Consider the following 22,932-nt stretch of genomic DNA (forward strand, 5'->3'; position numbering starts at 1 on the left):
TTCTGTCACATGAACAACAGGAGACAAGAGCCAATCTTCAAAAAGGCCCATCTTGGGGACTTATCGCCACAACTTCCTCGCGGAGCTCGGTGATCTCCGTCCGCGGGGCCCACGCCCGGTACACCCCCCGCTCGACCCGCTCCAGCCCCAGCGCGAGCGCCGCGGGCGCGGAGCCGCCCAGGTATTCGAGCAGGAGCAGGCCGTCCCGCTCGTCGTGCACCTGGAACCGCTCGCCCCGCCAGGTGCACTCCGTGGTGACGAACTGCAGGGACGCGCACTCGGTGAACGGCACCGTGCGGACGTGACAGCCGGGCTCGACCTCCTCGAAACCGTCGGCCGGGCCGGTGGCGCGCAGGCGTACCCACAGCTCAAGGGGGTGCGGCTCGGGGCTGGCCACATAGTCGGCGCCCTGCCAGCGGGCGCGGTAGAAGTGCCAGGTCATGCCGCCGCCTTCCGGCCGATCAGCAGCCACCGCCGCAGGTCGCCGTGGTAGAGCGCGCGCCGGTGCTCGGTGCCCTCGTGGGTGAGCTCCCAGATCTCCGCGCCGTGCGGCAGGCCGACGCCGTACACCTTGTACTCGCGGATGACCTGGTCGACGTTGGGCACCAGGCCCATGCCGACGAACGGCGGCTCCTCGACCACCCAGCCGGCCACCGCGTCCCGGCCCTGCTCGTCGAGCCCGCCGTACGGGGTGCGGTAGAGGTCGAGGCCGACGGGATGCCAGCGCAGGATGTTCAGCGAGCCGCTCTCGGTCAGCATGCCGGGCTGCTTCAGCGCGTGGGCCAGCACCGTGGGCGTGGCGATGTGCGAGACGTCGAGGGCGTGGTGGCAGTAGCCGGAGACGCGCGGCTCGGCCGTCGCCAGCAGGTCGGCGATGTCGGCCGGGGACAGCAGCTTCTGCACCACCGGCACCCCCGACCCGGGCGCGAGCCGCAGGTCCTGGACGAGCGTGGGCACCGCCAGCCTGGCCAGCGTCCCGGGCTCCAGCAGGAACGAGGCCCCGAGGCCCGGGTTGACCGCCAGGCCCCATCGCGGGTCCGGCCAGCCGGCCGCCAGCTCGGCGGGCGAGACGATCCGGCAGTGCGTGGCCAGGCCGCCGGTCGCGGTCACCATCGCCTCGACCGAGGTGAAGGCGAGCACCCACGTACGGCCGGAGTCCGTGGCCGTCGCCCAGGCGGGCGGCTCGGTCCCGGCCGCGGCGGCGGCGGTGATCGGCAACGCCAGGTCGGCGTCGCGGAGCAGGCCCAGGCACAGGGCGGTCTGCCCGTCCTGGTGGGCCGCCCACAACTGTTCCTCGAACGGCGTGGCCGGCAGATGATCAGTGGACGTCATCCGCCCAGTGTGCCCGCTACACCTCCAGGCGCACGCCGTAGGAGGTCAGCCAGACGTTCAGATCCAGCGCCAGCTCCAAGCCGTACCTGCTCATCGTGGTCGTCACCTTCTCGGCCGGCGCGAAGGCGGCCTCGCGGACGGCGTCGGCGTCGAGCAGCTGCAGCACCGGGGCGTCCTTGTCGGCGGCCAGCTCGCGCAGCGCGTCCCGGAGCGCCTGCTCGTAGCCCACGTCCTGGGTCACCGGGTACGGCGCCTTGACCCGGCGCACGATGGGCTCGGGCAGCAGGTCGGCCCCGGCCGCCCGCAGCAGGCTCTTCTCCCTGCCGTCGAACGTCTTCATCGACCAGGGCGTGTTGAACACGTAGTCGACCAGCCGGTGGTCGCAGAACGGCACGCGCACCTCCAGCCCGACGGCCATGCTCATCCGGTCCTTGCGGTCGAGCAGGAAGGGCAGGAAGCGGGTGAGGTGCAGGTAGCAGATCTCGCGCATGCGCCGCTCGCGGGCGTCCTGCCCGGCCACGTGGGGCACCTCGGCCAGCGCCGTACGGTAGCCGTCGGCGGTGTAGGCGTCCAGGTCGAGCTGCCGGATCAGCGACTTGTCGAGCATGTCGGTCGGCTGCTGCTCGCGCATCACCATCGCCAGCCACGGGAAGGTGTCGGCCTCGACCGTCTGCGGCAGGTGGAACCAGGCGTACCCGCCGAAGATCTCGTCGGCGGACTCGCCGGACAGCGCCACGGTCGAATGCTCGCGGATGGCACGGAACAGCATGTAGAGGGAGGAGTTCATGTCGCCCAGGAAGCTCGGCGCGTCCCAGGCCCGGACGACCGAGGCCCGCAGCCCGGGGTCGGCCAGCTCCGCCGGCCCGAGGACGATGTCGGTGTGCTCGGAGCCGACGTGCTCGGCCAGCATCCGCACGAACGGCCGGTCGGGGTCGCCGCGGTACTCGTCGGCCCGGAAGTGCTCGGCGTAACCGGCGTAGTCCACGGCGAAGGAGCGGATCGGGCCGTGCGTCCTGGCCAGCGCGGTGACGACGCTGGAGTCGAGGCCGCCGGAGAGCAGCGTGCAGAGCGGCACGTCGGAGATCAGCTGCCGGCCGACGATGTCGTCGAGCAGCTCGCGCACCGTGCGTACGGTCGTGTCCAGGTCGTCGGTGTGCTCGCGGCCCTCCAGCGACCAGTAGCGGCGCAGCCGCGTGCCCTGCCGGCCCACGCGCAGCAGGTGGCCCGGCGGCAGCTCGCACAGGCCCTTGTAGACCGACCGCTGCCGGACGGTGGCCATGCTGAGGAGCTGGCGCAGGCCGTCGAGGTCGACCACGGGCGGGGCCAGCGGGTTGGCCAGGATCGCCTTGGGCTCGGAGCCGAACAGCACGCCGTTGGGCAGGGGGTAGTAGAACAGGGGCTTGATGCCCATGCGGTCGCGGATCAGCACGAGCTCCTGCGCGCGCTCGTCCCAGACGGCGAAGGCGTACATGCCGTTGATGCGGTCGGCGACGCCCTCTCCCCATTCCAGGTAGCCGCGCAGCACGACCTCGGTGTCGCTCCTGGTGCGGAAGCGGTGGCCCCTGGCGGCCAGCTCCTCGCGCAGCTCGCGGAAGTTGTAGACCTCGCCGCTGTAGGTGATGACGGCCAGGCCCTCGGCCTCGATCGGCATGTGGCCGCCCTCGACGTCGATGACGGCGAGCCTGCGGTTGCCGAGCGCGGCGTGCGGTTCGAGGTGCAGGCCCTGGTCGTCGGGGCCCCGGCAGCTCATGGTCGCGGTCATGGCGAGGGCGGTGGCCCGTTCGCCGGTCAGGTCGCGGTCGAAGTCCACCCATCCGGCGATGCCGCACATGCGAGGGTCCTCTCAGACGCAGTCCTGGTGGTGCTCCCCGGCGTCGTCTGACAACGTGCCTGACGCTCTCGCAACATAACCTCGCGAAGCTGATCGGTCCATACCCGATCAAATGCCCCTGAAAAGCGGTCTGGGCCCGCACCCCGGAGAGGGTGCGGGCCCAGACGCGGGCTGCGTGAGGTCAGGCGGGAACGATGTTCTCGGCCTGCGGGCCCTTCTGGCCCTGCACGACGTCGAAGGCCACCTTCTGGCCCTCGGTCAGCTCACGGTAGCCACCGTTGGAGACGATGTTGGAGTAGTGGGCGAAGACGTCGGCGCCGCCGCCGTCCTGCGCGATGAAGCCGAAGCCCTTTTCCGAGTTGAACCACTTCACGGTACCGGTAGCCATAACGATCTCCTTCAGATGACGTGCAGAGACGGGATCCGCACCGTGCGGATCCCCGTGTCGCCGCGATGAGCCCATCCCGGAGATGACCGGAAAACAAAAACGCACCTGAAAGTCCAGCTAGGTCAGGTGCGCACAAAGTCTTTTATGGGTACCACAACTGCAACGGGATTAAAGCTAGCACACGATCTGCTCAGGAGGCAAACGCCGGGCGGTTCACCGCGGGTCGCGGCGCAGCGGATGGCCGGGCGGCACCTCCACCAGGACGATGCGATGGCCGTCGGGGTCGGCGATCCACATCTCGACCAGGCCCCACGGCTCCAGCCGCGGCTCGCGCAGCACCGTGACGCCCGCCTGCCGCAGACGCTCCTCCTCGCGCCCGACGTCGCGCACCTGCAACCAGATCGACAGCGTGCCACCGGTCGCGGGGCCGTCGGAACGCCCGGCGACCTCAAGGAATCCCTGGCCGAGGAAGAAGACCACGCCGGGATCGTCGTCGGGGCCGAACTCGCGGTAGACCGCCAGGCCGAGGGTGTCGGCGTAGAAACGGCGGGTCCGGGCGGGGTCGGTCGGCCGCAGGAGCACGCGGCTGCTCAGCACGTCCACGAGGTCATCGTAGGCCGCGGCGGGCGCTGCGGCCCGGATCCGGCGGGCACGCGTCGTGGCCCCGGAACCCGTCATGGGGTTCCGGGGCCACGCATCCTGACGTGTCTGGCGGGACTCGGCTCACGCGGGCCCGTCAGGCGTTCGGGGGCTGGTCGCCGAGCCGGCGCTGGAGGTCGGCGATCTGCCGTTCCAGGTCCGCGACCTGCCCGGACCTGGGGTCCGCGGGCGGGCTGAACTGGCCGTAGCGCACGGACCTGGTCTGGTCGCCGCCGGGCTGCTCGTAGGAGGGCTGCTGGTGAGGGGGCTGGTGGAAGTGGGCGTCCGGGGCCGAGCCGTACGGGCTCGCGGCGTGGCCGTTCGCGCCGTACCCGCCGGGGCCGTAGCCGTCGCCGCCGTGGCCGTACGGGCTCTGGGCCTGGTGCATCGGCTGCACCGGCGGTGAGAGCTGGGCCTGGGCCGCGGGCAGCTGCTGCCACGGGGGCGGCGGCACCGCGCCGTACCCGGGCTGGGGCGAGACGACGGCCGGCTGGGGCCGCCGGCGTCCGCGCAGGACCTTGACCACGACCGCGACCAGCACCAGAAGCAGCAGCACGCCGCCGGCGATCAGCACCCACATGAGGATCGGCTTGGGCGTCTCGTCCTTGCCCGCGGAGATCGCCTGCTGGGAGTCGCTGATGTACTTGGCCACGTACGGGTGGTTCGGGAAGAGCGCCTGGACCTCGCGGAACTTCGGCAGCGCGTCGGAGTAGTAGTGCCGGAAGAAGTCGTTGAGCGCCTCGTTGTACCGGGTCGTCGTGACGGCCTGGGCGGGCTTGACGTTCTTCTCGCCGAGCTTCTCCTTGATGATGCCGACCGGCAGGACGAAGCTCTCGCTCTCCGACGCCTCGCCGCCCTCGCTCACCGTGCCCGCGATCAGCATGCCGACGACCTTGCCGTCCTTGCTGAAAACCGGCCCGCCGGAGTTGCCGTGGTAGGACGGCGCCTGCGTCTGGATGTACGGCACGCCGGTCTGCGTGGTGCGCTTGGCGTTGTACGGGCCCTCGGTCAGGGCCGGCTCCAGCTTCGACTCCAGGCTGAAGAACGGCGTGTTGGTGACCAGGCCGGGGAATCCGCTGATGTAGAGCGTGTCACCGGTGCGCACGTCGGCGTCGTCGCCGAGCGGCACGGTCGGCAGGTTCTGCTGGCCGTTCACCTTGAGCAGCGCGAAGTCCTTGCCCGGGTAGCTCTCGCCGACCGACACCAGCTCGGCCGGGACCGCCTTGGCCGTCTTGTCCACCCCGCCGCCGGGCAGGCTCTGCATGACCGACAGGCTCTGCTTGAGGTTGCTGAGCTGCATGTGGGTCGAGTTGAACGTGACGTAGATCTGCTGGGCGAGCTTGAGGATCTCCTCGTCGTTCTTGAGGTCGCCCAGGCCGCTGATGATCTCCTTGGCGTCCTGCTTGTTGAACTTGGCCAGCGCCTGCTGGGCGAAGAGCTGGCTGAGCTCGGTCTCGCCGACCTGGACGCAGTGCGCGCCGGTGACCATGTAGCCGTCGGGGGTGACCCACCAGCCGGTGCACATGCCGCCGACCTCGGCCTCGACCGTACGCATCGGCGTGGTCGAGGACACGTAGGTGTCCACGTTGGCGGCGATCTGCTGGAAGACCCACTTGCCGATGCTGCGCTCGTCCGAGGAGATCTTGCCGGACTGGACGGCGGCGACGGCCTCCTGGACGATCTGGTTGTAGGCCGCCTCGTTGATCGTGTTGGACGGGACGGACACCGTCGCCGTGTAGGTGAAGCTGGTCAGCTGCACCGCGGGCTGCGTACGCGCCGCCAGCCAGGTGCCGACCGGGATGTCGGGCCGCTCGTCGGGGGTGCCGTCGGCGGCCGCCGGCAGCGCGGGCAGCATGACCGCCGCGACGACCGCCGCACCCGCGGCGACCCTCATCAGCCTTTTCCTGAAATATCCGCTCACAGGCGGAAATGATGAGTTAGCCCTCTTGTTCCTGGCTTGGAGCCGACTGGGAGCCCCCTCCAAGCCCTGCCAGGTCGGGTGCCGGAGGGGGCCGGCGCGTCAGTGCGTCTATGAGCCGGTGATCACGGTGAGGTCGGCGTCGAAGTCGCGGTCGAGGGGGAAGACCGGCCGGGCCAGGCGCTCGTACGGCAGGCGTTGCAGGTCCTGGTCGACCCCGCCCGGCGTGAGCGCGAGCAGCCAGTCGCCGGCCGCGTCGAACAACTCGGGCTCCAGGTAGCCGATCTTGACCGTCACCAGGTCGACGTCGTCCACCTGGACGCCCAGCTGGGCGTAGGAGGCCAGCTCGCGGTACTGCATGCGCCGGGAGGTGACGAACACGCTCAGACCGCCCACCCGCACGCTGACGCACAACCCGCCGTCGGGGTCGTCGGCGACCGCCTCCAGCACGCCCTCGATCGGCAGCGGCCCCGGCTCGCGGGCGTCGATCCGGCCGCCGACGCGCAGGCTGACCGGCGAGCCCGGCGCGAGGCCGGCGACCTGGGCCACGGCCTCCGGATCGACCAGCGAGGCGTACACCGCGCGGACCGAGCCGCCGGCGATCTCGGGACGGGCCAGCATGCGTTCGAGGGCGAAGGTGACGTCGTCGGCGCCGCCCGCGCCGGGGTTGTCGCCCGAGTCGCTGATGAAGAACGGGCGCCGGGCCGGGTCCTTGACCGCGATCAGTGCCTGGTCGAGGCATTCGTCCATGGAACCGGTGGGCGCGACGAAGGTGAAGGCGTCGCGCGCCGCCCAGAACTGCTCGCCCAGCTCGCGGGCGGCCGCGGCGGTGGCGGCGGCGTCGGTGCCGGTGGCGACCACAGCGCCGCGGCAGCGGGGCTCGTCGGCCCAGGCGAAGCCGATCCAGACGGCCGCGTCGATGACGCCGTCCCTGGCCTCGATCTCGGGGACGCGGGCGTAGAGGCCCTTGGCCGGCTCGACGCGCGTGCTGGTCATCTCGCCGGGCAGCAGGATCGGCACGTGCACGAGGGCCTTGTGCGGACGCTGCCCGCGGCGCAGGGCCGCCACCAGGTTGCGCGCGGCGCGCTCGCGGGTCTCCCAGACGTCGACGTGCGGGGCGGTGCGGTAGCAGGTGAGCAGGTCGCAGCCGGCGAAGAACCGGTGGGAGACGTTGCCGTGCAGGTCCATGGCCGCCGAGACGAACGGCTGCCCGCCGGTCACCGAGCGGACCACCGTGATCAGGTCGCCCTCGGCGTCCTCCAGCCCGACCACGCTCATCGCGCCGTGGATGTCGAGCAGGACGCCGTCCACCGGGCCCGCGGAGGCCAGCCCGGCGGCGATCTCGGCGGCCCAGGCGTCGTAGGTCTCCCTGGCCACGGCTCCGCCGGGCAGGGCGCGGGCGTGCACGAGCGGGATCCACTCGACGTCGGCGGCCCACGGCTCGGCGAGCCAGCCGTACCGCGCCAGCAGGGCGTCACCGCGGGTGACCTCGAAGTCGGCGGCGGTGCTCAGGTGCGGGGAGAAGGTGCTGGACTCGATGTGCACGCCGCCGACGGCGACGCGGAGGGGACGGGACACGGGCGGGGGCTCCTTGCCTAGGAGGGACGGACGTCGGCCGAGGCGCGCACGAGGTGCCCGAGGCCGATCAGGGCGGCGTCCGGGCCGGCGGCGCTGGCCTCGATGGACAGTGACTGGGTCATGGACGGCAGGCAGCGCTTGTAGAGCATGCTCCGGGCGGCGGCCACGTAGACGTCGAGGCTGGACAGCGCGCCGCCGATGACGACGGCGTCGGGGTTGAGGAAGTTGACCAGGCCGGACAGGGCGACCCCGAGCAGCTCGCCGGCGTGGCGCACCAGGGTCACGACGGACGGCTCGGCGTCGACGGTGGCGGCGACGACGTCGCGCGGCGTGCTGACCCGCAGGCCGCGGTCCTTGAGCTGGCGGACCAGGGCGGCGCCGCTGGCCACCGTCTCCAGGCAGCCGCGGCTGCCGCAGGAGCACTCGCGCTCGCCGCTGTCGGCCACCCGCACGTGGGTGACGTCGCCGCTGAGGCCGCGGCCGCCGCGGTAGATCTGGCCGCCGCTGACCAGGCAGCCGCCGATGCCGGTGCCGGCCTTGACGTAGATCATGTCGCCGGGGTCGCGGCCCCGGCTGACGTACTCGCCGATGGCGGCGGCCTTGGCGTCGTTGTCGACGACCGCGGGCACGCCGAAGCGCTCTCTCAGGTGGGTCTGGGCGTCGAAGCCGTTCCAGCCGGGCATCCGGGCCGGGCCGATCAGCCGGCCGTGCGGGTACTCGACCGGGCCGGGCAGCGCGAGGCCGATGCCGAGCAGCGTCTGGCCAGGGGCATTCGCCGTGCTGAGCTGCTCGTACGCCCGCCAGATGGCGTCGAAGACCTGGCCGGGCCCTTCCGCTATGTCGGTGGCGATCTCCCGTACGGCCAGCAGCCGGCCGTCGGGCGCGCACAGCCCCACGCGCGCGTGCTGGGCGCCCAGCTCGGACACCGCGAAGGCGCCCGGGACGTCGCGCAGCCGCAGGATCCGCGGCCGCCGCCCGCCGGTGGAGCGGCCGACGCCCTCCTCCAGGATGGCGCCCTCCTCCAGCAGCCGCCGGACCACGCTGGAGACCGTGGACGGAGCCACCTGGAGGGTCTCCACCAGATCGGCGCGCGACGTCGCCGCACCGCTGGCCAAGAGGCTGAGCGCCTGCTCACGCAGGTTGGCGGGACTCGATGGCTCCGGCATGCCGCTCCTCTTTCAGGCCGGTTCCCCGGCAGGCCCGTCGTCGCAACAGAGCCCCATCATGAGGCACCGGCGACTTCGACTCTAAACCGAAAGAAGTCAGCGAACAAAGCGAATTAGTTCCGTTGACTTCATGCGGGACCATCTATACATTCTCCGCATCGAACGCACCAGGCCCCCCGGTAAGCGCAGGGCGCCGTGCGACGTCAACCGAGGAGATCCCATGGGGAGCAGATTCCACCGGCGCGGGCTCCGCGGCACCGGCGCCCTGGCGGGCGTGCTGGCCCTCGGGCTGGCGCTGACCGCGTGCAGCGGGTCCGCCGGCGGCGCGCAGAAGGGCGCCCAGAGCGGGGGCCAGAGCAAGGACGGCGTGACCGTCGCCCTCAGGACCCCGAACTGGATCCTGCCGATCTCGGCACCCGGCTTCACCCAGGGCGAGAACGTCATCTTCGGCTCCGCCCAGTACCGTCACCTGTACGAGTACCTGCTGGACGGCTCGGCGAAGTACAACATCGACCCCGGGCGCTCGATGGCCGAACCGCCCGAGGTGAGCGACGGCGGCAAGACGCTGACGATCACGCTGAAGGACAACACGTGGTCCGACGGCAAGCCCGTCACCACCCGTGACATCCAGTTCTGGTGGAATCTCGTCACCGCGAACAAGGACAAGTGGGCGTCCTACCGGGAGGGCGGCTTCCCGGACAACATCGCCGAGTTCAAGGTGAAGGACGACAAGACCTTCTCCCTGACGACCACGAAGACGTACAACACCGGGTGGTTCGTCGGCAACCAGCTCAACCGCATCGTGCCGCTGCCCCAGCACGTCTGGGACAAGGACTCGGCCACCGGCAAGGTGAGCGACCTCGACACCACCCCCGAGGGCGCAAAGAAGGTCTTCGACTTCCTCACCGCCGCGTCGAAGGACCCCAAGACGTACGCGACCAACGAGCTGTGGCAGGTCAACAGCGGCCCGTGGAAGCTGGAGAAGTACGTGCCGAACGGCGAGGTCGTCCTCACCGCCCGCGCGAACTACTCCGGCAGCGACAAGCCGAAGCTCAAGTCGGTCACGCTGCGCCCCTTCACCAGCGACGACGCCGAGTTCAACGTGCTGCGCGCCGGCCAGATCGACTACGGCTACGTGCCGCCGGCCAACCTGTCGCAGCAGAAGTACCTGGAGTCGAAGGGCTACCAGATCGCCCCCTGGTACGGCTGGTCCATCACCTACCTCCAGCTCAACTTCAACAACCCCGACTCCGGCCCCCTGTTCAAGCAGCTCTACCTGCGCCAGGCCCTCCAGTCGCTCATCGACCAGCCGACCATCAGCAAGGCCATCTGGTCCGGCATGGCGGCCCCGACCTGTGGGCCCGTCCCGGCCAAGCCCGGCACGAACGGCTCCAGCGAAGGCTGCGCCTACCCCTTCGACCCGGCCAAGGCCAAGCAGCTCCTGGAGAGCCACGGCTGGCAGGTGACCCCCGACGGGCAGACGACCTGCCAGAAGCCGGGCACCGGCGCCGACCAGTGCGGCGAGGGCGTCAAGTCCGGCGCGAAGCTGGCCTTCACCGTCACCAGCCAGACCGGCTTCGCCGCGACGACCAAGATGTTCGCCGAGATCAAGTCGCAGATGTCGAAGCTGGGCATCCAGCTCACCATCAAGGAAGTGCCGGACTCGGTCGCGGTCACCCCGGCGTGCAAGCCGTCGGACTCCAACTGCTCGTGGGACATGTCGTTCTTCGGCTCGCAGGGCAGCTGGTACTATCCGGCCTTCCCCAGCGGCGAGCGGCTGTTCGCCACCGACGCGCCAGTCAACCTGGGCAGCTACAGCGACCCCGAGGCCGACAAGCTCATCGAGGCCACCCAGTTCGCCGACGACGAGGCGACGCTCAAGGCGTACAACGACCGGCTGGCCCAGGACCTGCCGGTGTTGTGGATGCCGAACCCCGTCTACCAGATCTCGGCGTACCGCTCCGGGCTCCAGGGCGTCACGCAGGACCCGATGAACAACATGTTCTTCCAAGACTGGTCCTGGAAGAGCTGAGACCGTCCCCGACTCCGGCGGCCCGTGCGGGGGTCGCCGGGGTCCCTGGAACAAGGAGGGGCCCCGCGTGGCCCGGTATCTGATCACCCGCTTGGGCCAGGCCCTGATCATCGTCGTGCTGGTCACGATGATCACGTTCGTCATCCTGCATCTCCTGCCGGGCGGCGCGGCGCGGGCCACCCTGGGCAAGGACGCGACGCTGGCCCAGCTGGCGGCGTTCGACCACGAAATGGGCTACGACCGCCCCTGGATCCAGCAGTACGTCATGTTCATCGGCCGCCTCCTGCGCGGCGACCTCGGCTACTCCTTCCAGCTCAACCAGTCGGTGGCCGAGGCCATCGGCCAGCGGCTGCCCAAGACCATGGTGTTGTCGTTGTTCTCGACGATGCTGGCCGTCGTCGTCGCCATCCCGCTCGGCGTGGTCCAGGCGATGCGGCGCAACCGGTGGCCCGACTACACGATCACCACCCTGTCGCTGCTGGCCTACGCCACGCCGATCTTCTTCATGGGTCTCATGATGATCATTCTCTTCTCGCAGGTCTGGCCGATCCTGCCGCCGGAGGCCTCGCAGGGGTTCACCCTCGGTGAGGTGCTGGCCGACCCGGCCGGGCTCGTCCTGCCCACCGTCACGCTCGCCATCGTGACCGTCGCCGTCTACTCGCGGTACGTGCGCTCCTCGATGGTCGACAACCTCAACGAGAACTACGTGCGCACCGCCCGCAGCAAGGGCCTGTCGGAGGCGCGCGTCGTCGCCCGGCACACGCTGCGCAACGGCCTGTTCCCGGTCATCACCCTGCTCGGGATGTACCTGCCCGCGCTGTTCAGCGGCGCCCTGGTCGTCGAGGCCCTGTTCAACTACCCCGGCATGGGCCAGCTGTTCTGGCAGGCGGCGCTGAAGCGGGACTTCCCGATCCTGTTCGGCGTCACGCTGATCATCGCGATCGCGACCGTGCTCGGCGCCCTGCTCGCCGACCTGCTGTACGCCGCCGTCGATCCGCGCGTCCGGCTCAGGACGGCGGCCCGCTCATGACCGCGCCCGCCGAGGCGGCCGGCACGCCGGTCGCCGCCGAAGAGGCGCCCGTACGCGGCCAGTGGCGTCAGGCGCTGACCGTCTTCGCCGAGAACCGCCTCGCCCTGCTGGGCCTGATCATCTTCATCGTGCTGGGCGGCCTGTGCTTCCTCGGCCCGCTGTTCTACCGGACCGACCAGGTGCACACCGACCTCGCCTCGGTCTACCTGGCCCCCGGCACCCCGGGCCACCCGCTGGGCACCGACGGCGTCGGCTACGACCAGCTCGGCCGCCTGCTGCTCGGCGGGCAGACGTCCATCGTCGTCGGGCTGGCCGCCGGCGTGCTGGCCACGGTCGTGGGCACGATCTGGGGCGCCATCGCCGGCTTCACCAGCGGCTGGGTGGACGCGGCCATGATGCGGGTGGTCGACGCGATGATGTCGATCCCCTCGCTGTTCCTGTTCATGCTGATGGCGACCATCGTCACGCCGACCGTGCCGATGCTCATCCTCATCATCGGCGCCTTCGCCTGGCTGGGCCCGGCCCGGCTGGTCCGCGGCGAGGCGCTGACCCTGCGCTCGCGCGAGTACGTGCAGGCCATGCGGTCGATGGGCGGCACCGGCGGCCGGGCCGTACGGCGGCACATCATCCCCAACGCCATCGGCACCGTGATCGTCAACGCCACCTTCCAGGTCGCCGACGCCATCCTGTACGTCGCCTACCTGTCCTTCCTCGGCCTCGGCGTGCCGCCGCCCGCGGCGAACTGGGGCGGGATGCTCTCCGACGGCCTCGCCAACACCTACAGCGGCTACTGGTGGCTGCTGTACCCGCCCGGGATCGCCATCATCCTCATCGTCCTCGCCTTCAACTTCATCGGCGACGGGCTGAGGGACGTCTTCGAGGTCCGCCTCCGGCGGCGCTAGGAGGAACGGAACATGAGCCCTTTGCTGCGCCTGCGCGACGTCAGCACCGACATCCCGCTGCGTCAGGGCGTCGTGCACGCCCTCGACCACGTCAACCTGGAGGTGCGGCAGGGCGAGACGCTCGGCATCGTCGGCGAGTCGGGCAGCGGCAAGACCATGACCGCCCTGTCGATCATGGGCCTGCTGCCGTCCGGCGGCCGCGTCGTCGGCGGCGAGATCCTGTTCGAGGGCCGCGACCTGCTGTCCCTGCCGCCCGCCGAGATGCGCAGGATCCGCGGCGTCGAGATGGGCATGGTGTTCCAGGACCCGCTCACCTCGCTCAACCCCACCATGCGCATCGGCGCCCAGGTCGCCGAGCCGCTCCGGGTCCACCAGGGCGTCGGCAAGGCCGAGGCGCGCGAGCGGGCCGTGGAGATCCTGCGCCGGGTCGGCATGCCGCGTCCCGACAAGATCGCCGACGCCTACCCCCACCAGCTCTCCGGCGGCATGCGCCAGCGCGTGGTCATCGCCATGGCCCTGGTCTGCTCGCCCCGGCTGCTCATCGCCGACGAGCCGACCACCGCCCTCGACGTCACCACCCAGCGCCAGATCCTGGAACTCATCGACGACCTGCGCGAGGAGTTCCAGATGGCGGTCATCCTGGTCACCCACGACCTGGGCGTGATCGCCAGCCGCGCCGACCGGGTCGCCGTCATGTACGCCGGCCGCGTGGTGGAGGCCGCGACCACCGCCGAGCTGTTCCGGCAGCCGCGCCACCGCTACACCGAGGCCCTCATGGAGTCGCTGCCCGGCGCGGCCGAGCACGACGACGGCGCGCTCTACAGCATCCCCGGCCTGCCGCCGGACCTGTCCCGGCCGATGACCGGCTGCCGGTTCGCCCCCCGCTGCCGCTTCGCCACCGAGGAGTGCCGCACCACCGACGTGACCCTGTCCGGCGGCGAGCACCAGCACGCCTGCCTGCACCCGGTGCTCCAGCCGCGGGCGCGCGCCGAGGCCGCCGGGCCGCGGCCCGACCGGGCCGGGCCGCAGGCCGGGGCCGCGCCGATCCTGTCCGTCCGCGACCTGGTCAAGAACTACGACGGCACGGGCTCGCTGGGCCGCAAGGCGCCGCAGGTCAGCGCCGTCGCGGGGGTCGGCTTCGACGTGCGCCCCGGCGAGACGTTCGGGCTCGTGGGCGAGTCGGGCTGCGGCAAGTCGACCGTGGGCCGGCTGATCGTCGGCCTGGAGGAGCCCACCTCCGGCCAGATCGTGGTGGACGGCGCCGACATCGCCACGCTCGACCGGCGCGCCCGCCGCGCCATGCACCGGCGGGTCCAGCTCATGTTCCAGGACAGCTACGCGGCGATGAACCCGCGCATGCGCATCGACTCCATCCTGGCCGAGCCCCTGGAGATCCAGCAGGCCGGCGACCGGGCCGGCCGCCGCTCCCGCATCGGCACCCTGCTGGACCAGGTGGGCCTGCCGCGACGGGTGCTCGACCGCTACCCGCACGAGTTCTCCGGCGGCCAGCTCCAGCGCATCGGGCTGGCCAGGTCGCTGGCCCTGGAGCCGCGGCTGATCGTGTGCGACGAGCCGGTGAGCGCGCTCGACGTCTCCATCCAGGCCCAGGTGCTCAACCTCATGCGCGACCTGCAGCGCGAGCTGGGCCTGTCGTACGTGTTCATCAGCCACGACCTGTCCGTCGTGGACTACATGTCGGACCGGATCGGCGTCATGTACCTGGGCAAGCTCGTCGAGGTCGGGCCGGCCCGCGACGTCGTCAGGAAGGCCCGGCACCCGTACACGCAGGCGCTGATCGAGGCCGTGCCCTCGGCCGAGCCGGGCGTGGCGCCGCGCACGAGCGTCGCCATCAAGGGCGAGCTGCCCAGCGCGCAGAACCCGCCCTCGGGCTGCCGGTTCAGGACGCGCTGCCCGCTCGCCCAGGAGATCTGCGAGACCGAGCCGCCGCTGGCGGGCGGCGAGCACCAGGTGGCCTGCCACTTCCCGCTGCGCACGGCGGAGTGAGGCCCACGCGCGCCGGTCGGGGCCGTCAGCGGAGGGGATGGGCGCCCGGGTGCTCGTCCCACCACCGGCGGAAGAGGGGGTTGTCGTCGATGTGGTCCTCGAAGGCGGCGGCGAGCCCGCGGTAGATGGCCGCCGCCGCGTCCGCGCCGATCAGGTCCCTGCGCCAGGCCATGACCAGGTGCCCGACCTGCGGCTCGCCCGCCAGCGGCCGTACGGCGGTGCCCTCGGGCACCGGCCAGGTCGGGTCCACCAGGCGCACGCCCAGCCCGGCGGCGACCAGCGGGCGGCCGGCGCCGCTCGGGGCGTCGTAGCGCACGTCCGGCTCGAAGCCGGCGGCCCGGCAGGAGGCGCGCAGGGCGGCGAGCGAGCCGTCGTCGGCGCCGGGCGGGCTGATCCAGCGCTCGTTCCTGAGGTCGGACAGGTGCACCTCGGGCTGCTCGGCCAGCGGGTGCCCGGCGGCCATGGCCACGAAGATGGGATACCTGGGCACCAGCGTGCGGGTGACGACCGGCGGCGTGAGCGGGACGTCGAACCCCTCGATCATGCCCATGAGCGCGGCGTCGAGCTGGCCGTGGGTGAGCGCGTCGGCGAGCTGCACGCTGGACGGCTCGATGCGCAGGGAGATCGACCGGCCGGGTAACGCCTCGCCGACCCGGTCCACCACGCTGGCCACGCACGCCAGGTGGCTGCACCCGAGCCGCAGCCCGGTGACGGCCGGGTTCGCGTCGTGCAGGTCGCCGAAGAGCGAGTCGATCTCCGACAGGACGATCCGGGCGCGGGCGATGACCTGACGTCCGAGCTGGGTGGGTTCGACGCCGTTCCGGCTGCGGGTGAACAGCTCACCGCCCACCATCTCCTCGATCCTGCGGAGCTGGGTGGTGATCGCCGGTTGGGACAGCCCGAGGCGTGCGGCCGCTTTGGTCACGCTGCCGGCCTCGGCGATCGTACAGACCATTCGGAGATGCCGGAGATCCAGGTCCATAGCTCAGGATTATGTGACATGTGATGGCTCTTGGCGACGGATTGGGAACGCCCATAGGCAACACTTATGCGGCGTCGTATGACCACGCCCTCCGGACGGACCGCACACTCGTACCCGACCTCGCATCCATGCGGATACCCCCCGGAGGTTCTTGTGCGCAAGGTCCTGCACGGCTGGCGGATGATCGTCCCCCTGGCCGCATTAGCCCTACTCCCGCCGTTCGCCGCGACACCGGCGAGCGCGGCGGCCGAACCGCCCCCGGCCGCCCGCCTCGCGGTCCCGGCCGACGACGCCCCGCACGTCGCCAAGTCCCGGCTCGACACCCGTGACCGGGCGCCCCAGCCCGCGGCCAAGGACGCCCTCCGCCGCGACTACGACGAACCCGCCACCCGGCCGGAGCACGCCAGACCGTCGGCGCGCAAGAGCGTCGCCGCGGCCGCCGCCTGCAACGTCTCCGACTTCACCAGCCGCACCGGCAGCGCCCTGGTCCAGCAGATCAAGGCCAGCGCCACCGACTGCGTCAACACCCTGTTCAACCTGACCGGCACGGACGCCTACAACGCCTTCCGCGAGGCGCAGATGACGACCGTCGCCTACGCCCTGCGCGACAACTCGACGAACTACCCGGGCGACAACACCACCGGCACCGCCCAGCTCGTCCTCTATCTGCGGGCCGGCTACTACGTCCACTGGTACAACTCCGGCGACGTCGGCTCGTACGGCCAGGCACTCACCACCGCGATCCGGTCCGGCCTGGACGCCTTCTTCGGCAACTCCCGGTCCTCGACCGTCAGCGACGCCAACGGGGAGGTGCTGAGCGAGGCCGTCACCCTCATCGACAGCGCCGAGCAGAACGACCGCTACCTGTACGTGGTCAAGCGCCTGCTCGACGGCTACAACAGCTCCTACGACGCGTCGTGGTGGATGCTCAACGCGGTCAACAACGTCTACACCGTGCTGTTCCGCGGCCACCAGGTGCCCGCGTTCGTCAGCGCCGTGCAGGCCGACCGCAGCGTCCTGGACTCCCTGAACGCCTTCGCCGCGAACCACCTCAGCATGCTCGGCACCGACCGCTCCTACCTCGTCTCCAACGCCGGGCGCGAGCTGGGCCGCTTCCTGCAGCACACGACGTTGCAGGCCGTCGTCCGGCCGCTGGCCAAGAACCTGCTCGGCCGCAGCGCCATGACCGGCGCCACCGCGCCGCTGTGGGTGGGCGTGGCCGAGATGACCGACTCCTACGACAAGGCCAACTGCTCCTACTACGGCACCTGCGACCTGGCCGCCCGCCTGACGGCCGCCGTGCTGCCGATCACCCACACCTGCAGCGCCAGCATCAGGATCCGGGCCCAGGAGGTCACCTCAAGCCAGCTCGCCGCCACCTGCGCCAGCCTGGCCAACCAGGACGCCTTCTTCCACAACCTGGTCAAGGACAACGGCCCGGTCGCGAGCGACAACAACACCACGCTGGAAGTGGTGGTCTTCGACTCCAGCACCGACTACCAGACCTACGCCGGCGCGATGTTCGGCATCGACACCAACAACGGCGGCATGTACCTGGAGGGCGACCCCGCCGCCGCGGGCAACCAGCCCAGGTTCATCGCCTACGAGGCCGAGTGGCTGCGCCCCGACTTCCAGATCTGGAACCTCAACCACGAGTACACCCACTACCTCGACGGCCGGTTCGACATGTACGGCGACTTCAACGCCGGGGTGAGCACGCCGACCATCTGGTGGATCGAGGGCTTCGCCGAGTACGTCTCCTACTCCTACCGCAAGGTCGTCTACGACGCGGCGATCACCGAGGCGGGCAAGCGCACGTACGCGCTGAGCACGCTGTGGAACACCACCTACGACCATGACACCACCCGCATCTACCGGTGGGGCTACCTGGCCGTCCGCTACATGTTCGACAAGCACCCGGCCGACATCGCGACGCTGCTCGGCTCGTACCGGACCGGCGCGTGGAGCACCGCCAGGTCGTTCCTGACCGGCACGCTCGGCAGCCGCTACGACTCCGACTGGTACACCTGGCTCGCCGCCTGCGCGGCCGGGGCGTGCTCCGGGGGCGGCACCGGCAACCAGGCGCCCACCGCGAACTTCACCTCCACGGCCAGCGGGCTGACGGCCGCCTTCACCGACACCTCCACCGACTCCGACGGCACCATCGCCGCCCGCCGCTGGGACTTCGGCGACGGCGCCACCTCCACCGCGGCCAACCCGTCGCACGCCTACGCGGCGCAGGGCACGTACACCGTCACGCTGACCGTCACCGACGACGGCGGCGCCACCGCGACGACGTCGAAGCAGGTCACGGTGTCGACCGGCGGCGGCTCGACGCCGGAGTGCACCGCCTCCGACACCCGCAAGCTCGACAGGAACTGCAAGCGCAGCAACCTGTCGGCCACCCAGGGCAACTACGCCTACCTCTACATCTACCTGCCCGCCGGGACGGCCAGGCTGACCATCACCGCCTCCGGCGGCACCGGGAACGCCGACCTCTACTACAACGCCGCCACCTGGGCCACCACCTCGGCCTACACCCAGCGCTCCACCGCGTCGGGCAACGCCGAGACCCTGGTGATCAACAACCCGCCCGCCGGCTACAACTACATCAGCCTCCACGCCGCGCAGACCTTCTCGGGCGCGAGCGTCAAGACCGAGTACTAGACCGCCCGGGCGCCGGGGCCGGCGAACCCTCTCCCGCCGGTCCCGGCCCGGGCCCTCTCACCTCACTGGAGTGATCCGTGACTCTCCGTAACGTGCTGACCGCGGGGCTCCTGCTCGGCGTGGCGGCCTGCGGCGGCGGCAAGGCCGCCACCCCGGCGACGGCGGCCGGGGGCGGGACCCTGACGATCCTGTCCAACCAGGACTTCTCCCACCTGGACCCGGCCCGCAACTGGACGATGCCCCAGATGGACTTCGGCATCCGGCTGCTCTACCGCACCCTCACCACCTTCAAGGCGGGCAGCCACGAGATCGTCCCGGATCTGGCCACCGACCTGGGCACCGCCTCCGAGGGCGGCAAGGTGTGGACCTTCACCCTCAAGGACGGCGTCAAGTACGAGGACGGCACCCCCGTCACCGCGAAGGACATCAAGTACAACGTGGAGCGTTCCTTCGCCCCCGAACTGCCCGGCGGCCCCAACTACGCCCAGCTCTACCTGGCCGGCGCCGACGGCTACAAGGGCCCGCTGAAGGGCCGGCACCTGGACTCGATCGAGACCCCGGACGACCGGACCATCGTCTTCCGCCTCAAGCGGCCGGTCGCCGAGTTCTCCTCCACGGTGACGCTGCCGACGTTCGCGCCGGTGCCTGCCGCGAAGGAGACCGGCGCGCAGTACGACAACCGGCCCTTCTCCTCCGGGCCGTACAAGATCGAGCGCTACGACCGGGGCAAGGAGATGGTCCTGGTGCGCAACCCGCACTGGTCGGCGGCCACCGACCCGGTGCGCAAGGCCGCGCCCGACCGCATCGTGGTCAAGCAGGGCCTGCGGCAGGGCGTGATCGACGACCGGCTCATCGAGAGCAGGGGCGAGGACGCCACCTCCATCGCCTACACCGACGTCAGCGCCGCCAGCCTGGCCAAGATCCTGCCCCGGCCGGACGTGAAGTCCCGGCTGGTCAACGCCATGTCGGGATGCACCGACATGATCGGCTTCAACACCTCCAAGCCGCCCTTCGACGACGTGAAGGCCCGGCAGGCGGTGCACTTCGCCCTGGACAAGCAGGCGCTCCAGACCGCCGCCGGCGGCCCGGCCATGACCTCGATCGCCACCTCCTACCTGCCGCCGGCCCTGTCGGGCGGCACGCCGCAGGACGTGTTCCACCTCCCGCCGACCGGGGACGTCGAGAAGGCCAAGGCCCTGCTGGGCGGCAAGGCGCTGAACGTGCGGATGACGATCTCGACCGGCGACAAGGCGCTCGGCGAGGCCGTGCAGGCGTCGCTGAAGCGGGCGGGCGTCGAGGTCGTGCTCACGCCGGTCGATCCCTCGGTCTACTACGACACCGTCGGCGACACCGCCAGGACGCCCGACCTGTTCACCTACGGCTGGTGCCCCGACTACCCGTCCGGGGCGACGTTCCTGCCGCTGCTGTTCGACGGGCGCACGATCGTCGAGAAGGGCAACTCCGGCAACGTCTGGCAGTTCCGCGACGAGGCGGTGCAGAAGCGCATCGACGAGATCCAGGCCATGAGCGATCCGAAGGCCGCCGAAGCCGCCTGGGTCGACCTCGACCGGCAGGTCATGCAGTCCTCGCCGGCGGTGCCGTACGCGTGGGACCGCAAGCCGATCCTGGTCGGCAAGGACGTCTCCGGCGCGGTGGGCCATCCCGTCTGGTCCGGGCAGCTCGACTTCGCCGTCCTGGGGGTGAGGCAGAAGTGAGGAACGGCTACCCCGGATACCGGCGGAGCCGGACATGACGGCGACGGTCGTCACGGCGAGCCCGCCCGCCCGGCTGGTCAGGAAGCGCCTGCTGGGCGGCGCCGCCACCCGCTTCGCGCTGGTCGTGGTGACGGTCCTGGTGCTGGTCGCGCTCGCCGCGCCGCTGCTCACCAAGCTGAACGGCTGGCCGCCGGACGCGTTCGACCCCTCCGCGATCGACCAGGAGCTGGCGGGCGTGCCCAAGGGGGCGCTGGGCGGCGTCAGCGGCGAGCACTGGCTCGGCGTCGAGCCCGTCAACGGCCGCGACGTGTTCAGCCGCGTCGTCTACGGCGCCCGCGTCTCGCTGATGGTCTCCACCCTGGCCACGCTGGTGTCGGTGCTGCTCGGCACCGTGCTCGGGCTGCTGGCCGGCTACCTCGGCGGCTGGGCGGACGCGGTGATCAGCCGGACCATGGACCTGCTCATGTCGTTCCCGAGCCTGATCTTCATGATCGCTCTCATCTCGGTCATGCCGGACGGCGACCGGATGGTCCTGCTGGTGTGTGTGATGGGCGGGTTCGGCTGGCCGTACATCGGGCGGATCGTGCGGGGGCAGGCGATCTCCGTCAAGCACCGCGAGTACGTGGACGCCGCCCGGGTCGGCGGCGCGCTGAACGGCGTCATCGTCTTCCGCGAGATCATGCCCAACATCACCGCGCCGATCCTCGTGTACGCCACGCTCGCGGTGCCCGCCAACATCGGCACCGAGGCGGCGCTGTCGTTCCTCGGCGTCGGGGTGCGCCCGCCGACCGCGTCCTGGGGGCAGATGATCCAGGAGGCGATGCTCTGGTACGAGGTCGACCCGATGTACCTGCTCGTCCCCGGCACCTGCCTGTTCCTGCCGTGCTCGCCTTCACCCTCCTCGGTGACGCCCTGCGCGACGCCATCGACCCCAAGGGGGCGGCACAATGACGTCGTACCTGGCCAGACGGGCCCTCGCGGTCGCCGGCGTGCTGCTGGTGATCCGCGCGGTGACCTTCGTGATCTTCTACGTGCTGCCGTCCGACCCGGCGGTCCAGGCGTGCGGCAAGACCTGCACGCCCGAGCGGGTCGCCGAGGTGCGCGCGCAGATGGGGCTGGACCGGCCGCTGTGGGAGCAGTTCGGCGGCTACGTCGCGGGCATCGTCGCCGGGCGCCCGGGCTGTCACGTGCCCTGCCTCGGCTTCTCCTACCAGAACGCGCTGCCGGTCTGGGACCTGCTGATCGACCGGCTCGGCGCCAGCGCGTCCCTGGCGGTCGGCGCGGCCCTGCTGTGGCTGGCCGTGGGCGTCACGGTCGGGGTGGTGTCGGCGCTGCGCCGGGGGAGCGCCCTGGACCGGACGCTGATGATCGCCACGCTGACCAGCGCGTCCCTGCCGGTCTACTTCGTGGCGATGGTGCTGCTCCTGCTGGCGGTACGGGTGACCGGGCTGCTGCCGTACCCCGCGTACGTGCCGCTCACCGACGACCCCGCCGCCTGGGCCGGCAACCTGATCCTGCCCTGGGTCACGCTGGCCGCGCTCTACGCCGCCATGTACGCCCGGCTCACCCGGGCGCAGATGATCGAGACGATGGCCGAGCCGTACATCAGGACGGCCCGCGCCAAGGGCCTGCACGAGCGGACGGTCGTCGCCAAGCACGGCATGCGCGCGGCCATGACGCCGGTCGTCACCGTCTTCGGCATGGACCTGGGCGGCCTGCTGGCCGGCGCGATGATCACCGAGACCGTGTACGGCCTGCCCGGCGTCGGCCGGCTCGCCTACGACGGCATCGTCAAGTCCGACCAGCCCGTGATCCTCGGCACGACGCTGCTCGCGGCCTTCTTCATCGTGCTGGCCAACCTGCTGGTGGACCTGGTCTACGCGGTCATCGACCCCAGGGTGAGGTACTCGTGATCCTTTCCGTGCGCGACCTGTCGGTGAGTTTCGGCGACGTCCGGATCGTGGATGGCGTGTCGTTCGGCGTCGAGCGGGGACGGACCCTGGGCGTCGTCGGCGAGTCCGGCTCCGGCAAGTCCGTGACCGCGCTGTCGCTGCTGGGGCTGCACCGCCGGGCGACCGTCGCCGGGTCGATCGAGCTCGACGGGGAGGAGCTCGTCGGGGCCCCGGCCGAACGGCTGCGCCGGCTGCGCGGCAGCGCGGTGTCGATGATCTTCCAGGATCCGCTGTCGTCGTTGCACCCCTTCTTCACCGTGGGGGAGCAGATCGCCGAGGCGTACCGGCTGCACCGCGGGGCCGGCCGGCGGGCGGCCCGCGAGCGGGCGGTCGAGATGCTGGCCGAGGTGGGCATCCCGGAGCCGCGGCGGCGCGCCGGGGAGCATCCGCACCGCTTCTCGGGCGGCATGCGGCAGCGGGCGATGATCGCGATGGCGCTGGCCTGCGAGCCGGGCGTGCTGATCGCCGACGAGCCGACGACGGCGCTCGACGTGACAGTCCAGGCGCAGATCCTCGACCTGATCGCGCGCATCCAGCGGGAGCGGGGGCTCGCGGTCGTCCTGATCACCCACGACCTGGGCGTGGTGGCGCGCATGGCCGACGACGTCCTGGTCATGTACGGCGGCCGGACCGTGGAGCACGCCCCCGCCAGGGAGATCTTCAAACGGCCGCTGCACCCGTACACGCGGGCCCTGCTGGACTCGGTGCCGGGCGCGCCGCCGCCGGCAGCAGCTCGGCGACCGCCCTGGCCACCCCCGCCGAGTGCGTCACCCAGACGGCCTCGGCCAGCCAGAAC

General features: G+C 71.2%; 17 protein-coding genes and 1 pseudogene. 9 read left to right on the forward strand and 9 right to left on the reverse strand.

Features of this window, described 5'->3' with window-relative positions; translation table 11 throughout:
- Positions 1–37: 37 nt before the first annotated feature.
- From ACWEJ6_RS41490 to ACWEJ6_RS41525, 8 genes are all read right to left on the reverse strand, one after another.
- Positions 38–442, reverse strand: coding sequence for a hypothetical protein (locus ACWEJ6_RS41490; RefSeq protein ID WP_452431093.1), 405 nt, complete (start codon positions 440–442; stop codon positions 38–40).
- Positions 439–1,332, reverse strand: coding sequence for an SseB family protein (locus tag ACWEJ6_RS41495; RefSeq protein ID WP_452431094.1), 894 nt, complete (start codon positions 1,330–1,332; stop codon positions 439–441). The genes ACWEJ6_RS41490 and ACWEJ6_RS41495 overlap by 4 nt, the downstream gene beginning before the upstream one ends.
- Positions 1,333–1,348: 16 nt before the next feature.
- Positions 1,349–3,163: an asparagine synthase (glutamine-hydrolyzing) gene (gene asnB / locus ACWEJ6_RS41500; protein WP_452431095.1), complete on the reverse strand. Its 1,815-nt coding sequence runs from the start codon at positions 3,161–3,163 to the stop codon at positions 1,349–1,351.
- Positions 3,164–3,344: 181 nt separating this feature from the next.
- Positions 3,345–3,551 carry a cold-shock protein gene (locus ACWEJ6_RS41505; protein ID WP_055509312.1) on the reverse strand — a complete coding sequence of 69 codons (207 nt, stop codon included), beginning with the start codon at positions 3,549–3,551 and terminating at the stop codon, positions 3,345–3,347.
- 213 nt (positions 3,552–3,764) lie between these two features.
- Positions 3,765–4,154, reverse strand: coding sequence for a VOC family protein (locus ACWEJ6_RS41510; protein ID WP_352320544.1), 390 nt, complete (start codon positions 4,152–4,154; stop codon positions 3,765–3,767).
- A gap of 133 nt (positions 4,155–4,287) precedes the next feature.
- Complete coding sequence (locus ACWEJ6_RS41515) at positions 4,288–6,084, reverse strand: S1 family peptidase (protein WP_387681664.1); 1,797 nt, start codon at positions 6,082–6,084, stop codon at positions 4,288–4,290.
- A gap of 135 nt (positions 6,085–6,219) precedes the next feature.
- Positions 6,220–7,686: a M81 family metallopeptidase gene (locus tag ACWEJ6_RS41520; RefSeq protein ID WP_452431096.1), complete on the reverse strand. Its 1,467-nt coding sequence runs from the start codon at positions 7,684–7,686 to the stop codon at positions 6,220–6,222.
- A gap of 17 nt (positions 7,687–7,703) precedes the next feature.
- Positions 7,704–8,852 (reverse strand): ROK family transcriptional regulator, encoded by a 1,149-nt coding sequence (locus ACWEJ6_RS41525; protein ID WP_352324116.1) that lies wholly within the window; start codon positions 8,850–8,852, stop codon positions 7,704–7,706.
- A 220-nt stretch (positions 8,853–9,072) separates the two neighbouring features.
- On the opposite strand from ACWEJ6_RS41525, the gene ACWEJ6_RS41530 reads away from it, so the two are divergent.
- The 4 genes from ACWEJ6_RS41530 (at position 9,073) to ACWEJ6_RS41545 (ending at position 14,820) form a co-directional block, all read left to right on the forward strand.
- Positions 9,073–10,884, forward strand: a complete 1,812-nt coding sequence (locus tag ACWEJ6_RS41530) for a peptide ABC transporter substrate-binding protein (RefSeq protein WP_452431097.1) — start codon at positions 9,073–9,075, stop codon at positions 10,882–10,884.
- Positions 10,885–10,951: 67 nt separating this feature from the next.
- On the forward strand, positions 10,952–11,914 hold the full coding sequence (locus ACWEJ6_RS41535; protein ID WP_357983673.1) for an ABC transporter permease: 963 nt from the start codon (positions 10,952–10,954) through the stop codon (positions 11,912–11,914).
- A complete protein-coding gene (locus ACWEJ6_RS41540; RefSeq protein WP_452431098.1) occupies positions 11,911–12,816 on the forward strand; it encodes an ABC transporter permease in 906 nt (301 codons plus the stop codon). The genes ACWEJ6_RS41535 and ACWEJ6_RS41540 overlap by 4 nt, the downstream gene beginning before the upstream one ends.
- A 12-nt stretch (positions 12,817–12,828) precedes the next feature.
- Entirely contained in the window at positions 12,829–14,820 is a 1,992-nt protein-coding gene (locus ACWEJ6_RS41545) for an ABC transporter ATP-binding protein (RefSeq protein ID WP_387681651.1), read from the forward strand.
- A gap of 25 nt (positions 14,821–14,845) precedes the next feature.
- Here ACWEJ6_RS41545 and ACWEJ6_RS41550 read toward each other — a convergent pair whose 3' ends face one another.
- A complete protein-coding gene (locus ACWEJ6_RS41550; protein WP_358296418.1) occupies positions 14,846–15,802 on the reverse strand; it encodes a LysR family transcriptional regulator in 957 nt (318 codons plus the stop codon).
- A gap of 153 nt (positions 15,803–15,955) precedes the next feature.
- Between ACWEJ6_RS41550 and ACWEJ6_RS41555 the strand changes: the two genes are divergently transcribed.
- The 5 genes and pseudogenes from ACWEJ6_RS41555 to ACWEJ6_RS41575 all read left to right on the forward strand — a co-directional run.
- Positions 15,956–18,469, forward strand: a complete 2,514-nt coding sequence (locus ACWEJ6_RS41555) for a collagenase (RefSeq protein ID WP_452431099.1) — start codon at positions 15,956–15,958, stop codon at positions 18,467–18,469.
- A gap of 77 nt (positions 18,470–18,546) precedes the next feature.
- The gene (locus ACWEJ6_RS41560; protein ID WP_452431100.1) at positions 18,547–20,184 is read left to right on the forward strand and encodes an ABC transporter substrate-binding protein; all 1,638 of its coding nucleotides are present in this window, start codon (positions 18,547–18,549) and stop codon (positions 20,182–20,184) included.
- Between the two features lie 346 nt (positions 20,185–20,530).
- Positions 20,531–21,004, forward strand: a pseudogene (locus ACWEJ6_RS41565) (ABC transporter permease); the annotation flags it as partial.
- A gap of 127 nt (positions 21,005–21,131) precedes the next feature.
- Complete coding sequence (locus tag ACWEJ6_RS41570; RefSeq protein ID WP_452431101.1) at positions 21,132–22,097, forward strand: ABC transporter permease; 966 nt, start codon at positions 21,132–21,134, stop codon at positions 22,095–22,097.
- Positions 22,094–22,932, forward strand: an 839-nt coding sequence (locus ACWEJ6_RS41575) for an ABC transporter ATP-binding protein (RefSeq protein ID WP_452431102.1), incomplete at its 3' end; no start/stop codon positions are given. The genes ACWEJ6_RS41570 and ACWEJ6_RS41575, both read left to right, overlap by 4 nt.

The organism is Nonomuraea sp. NPDC004702, assembly GCF_053601695.1.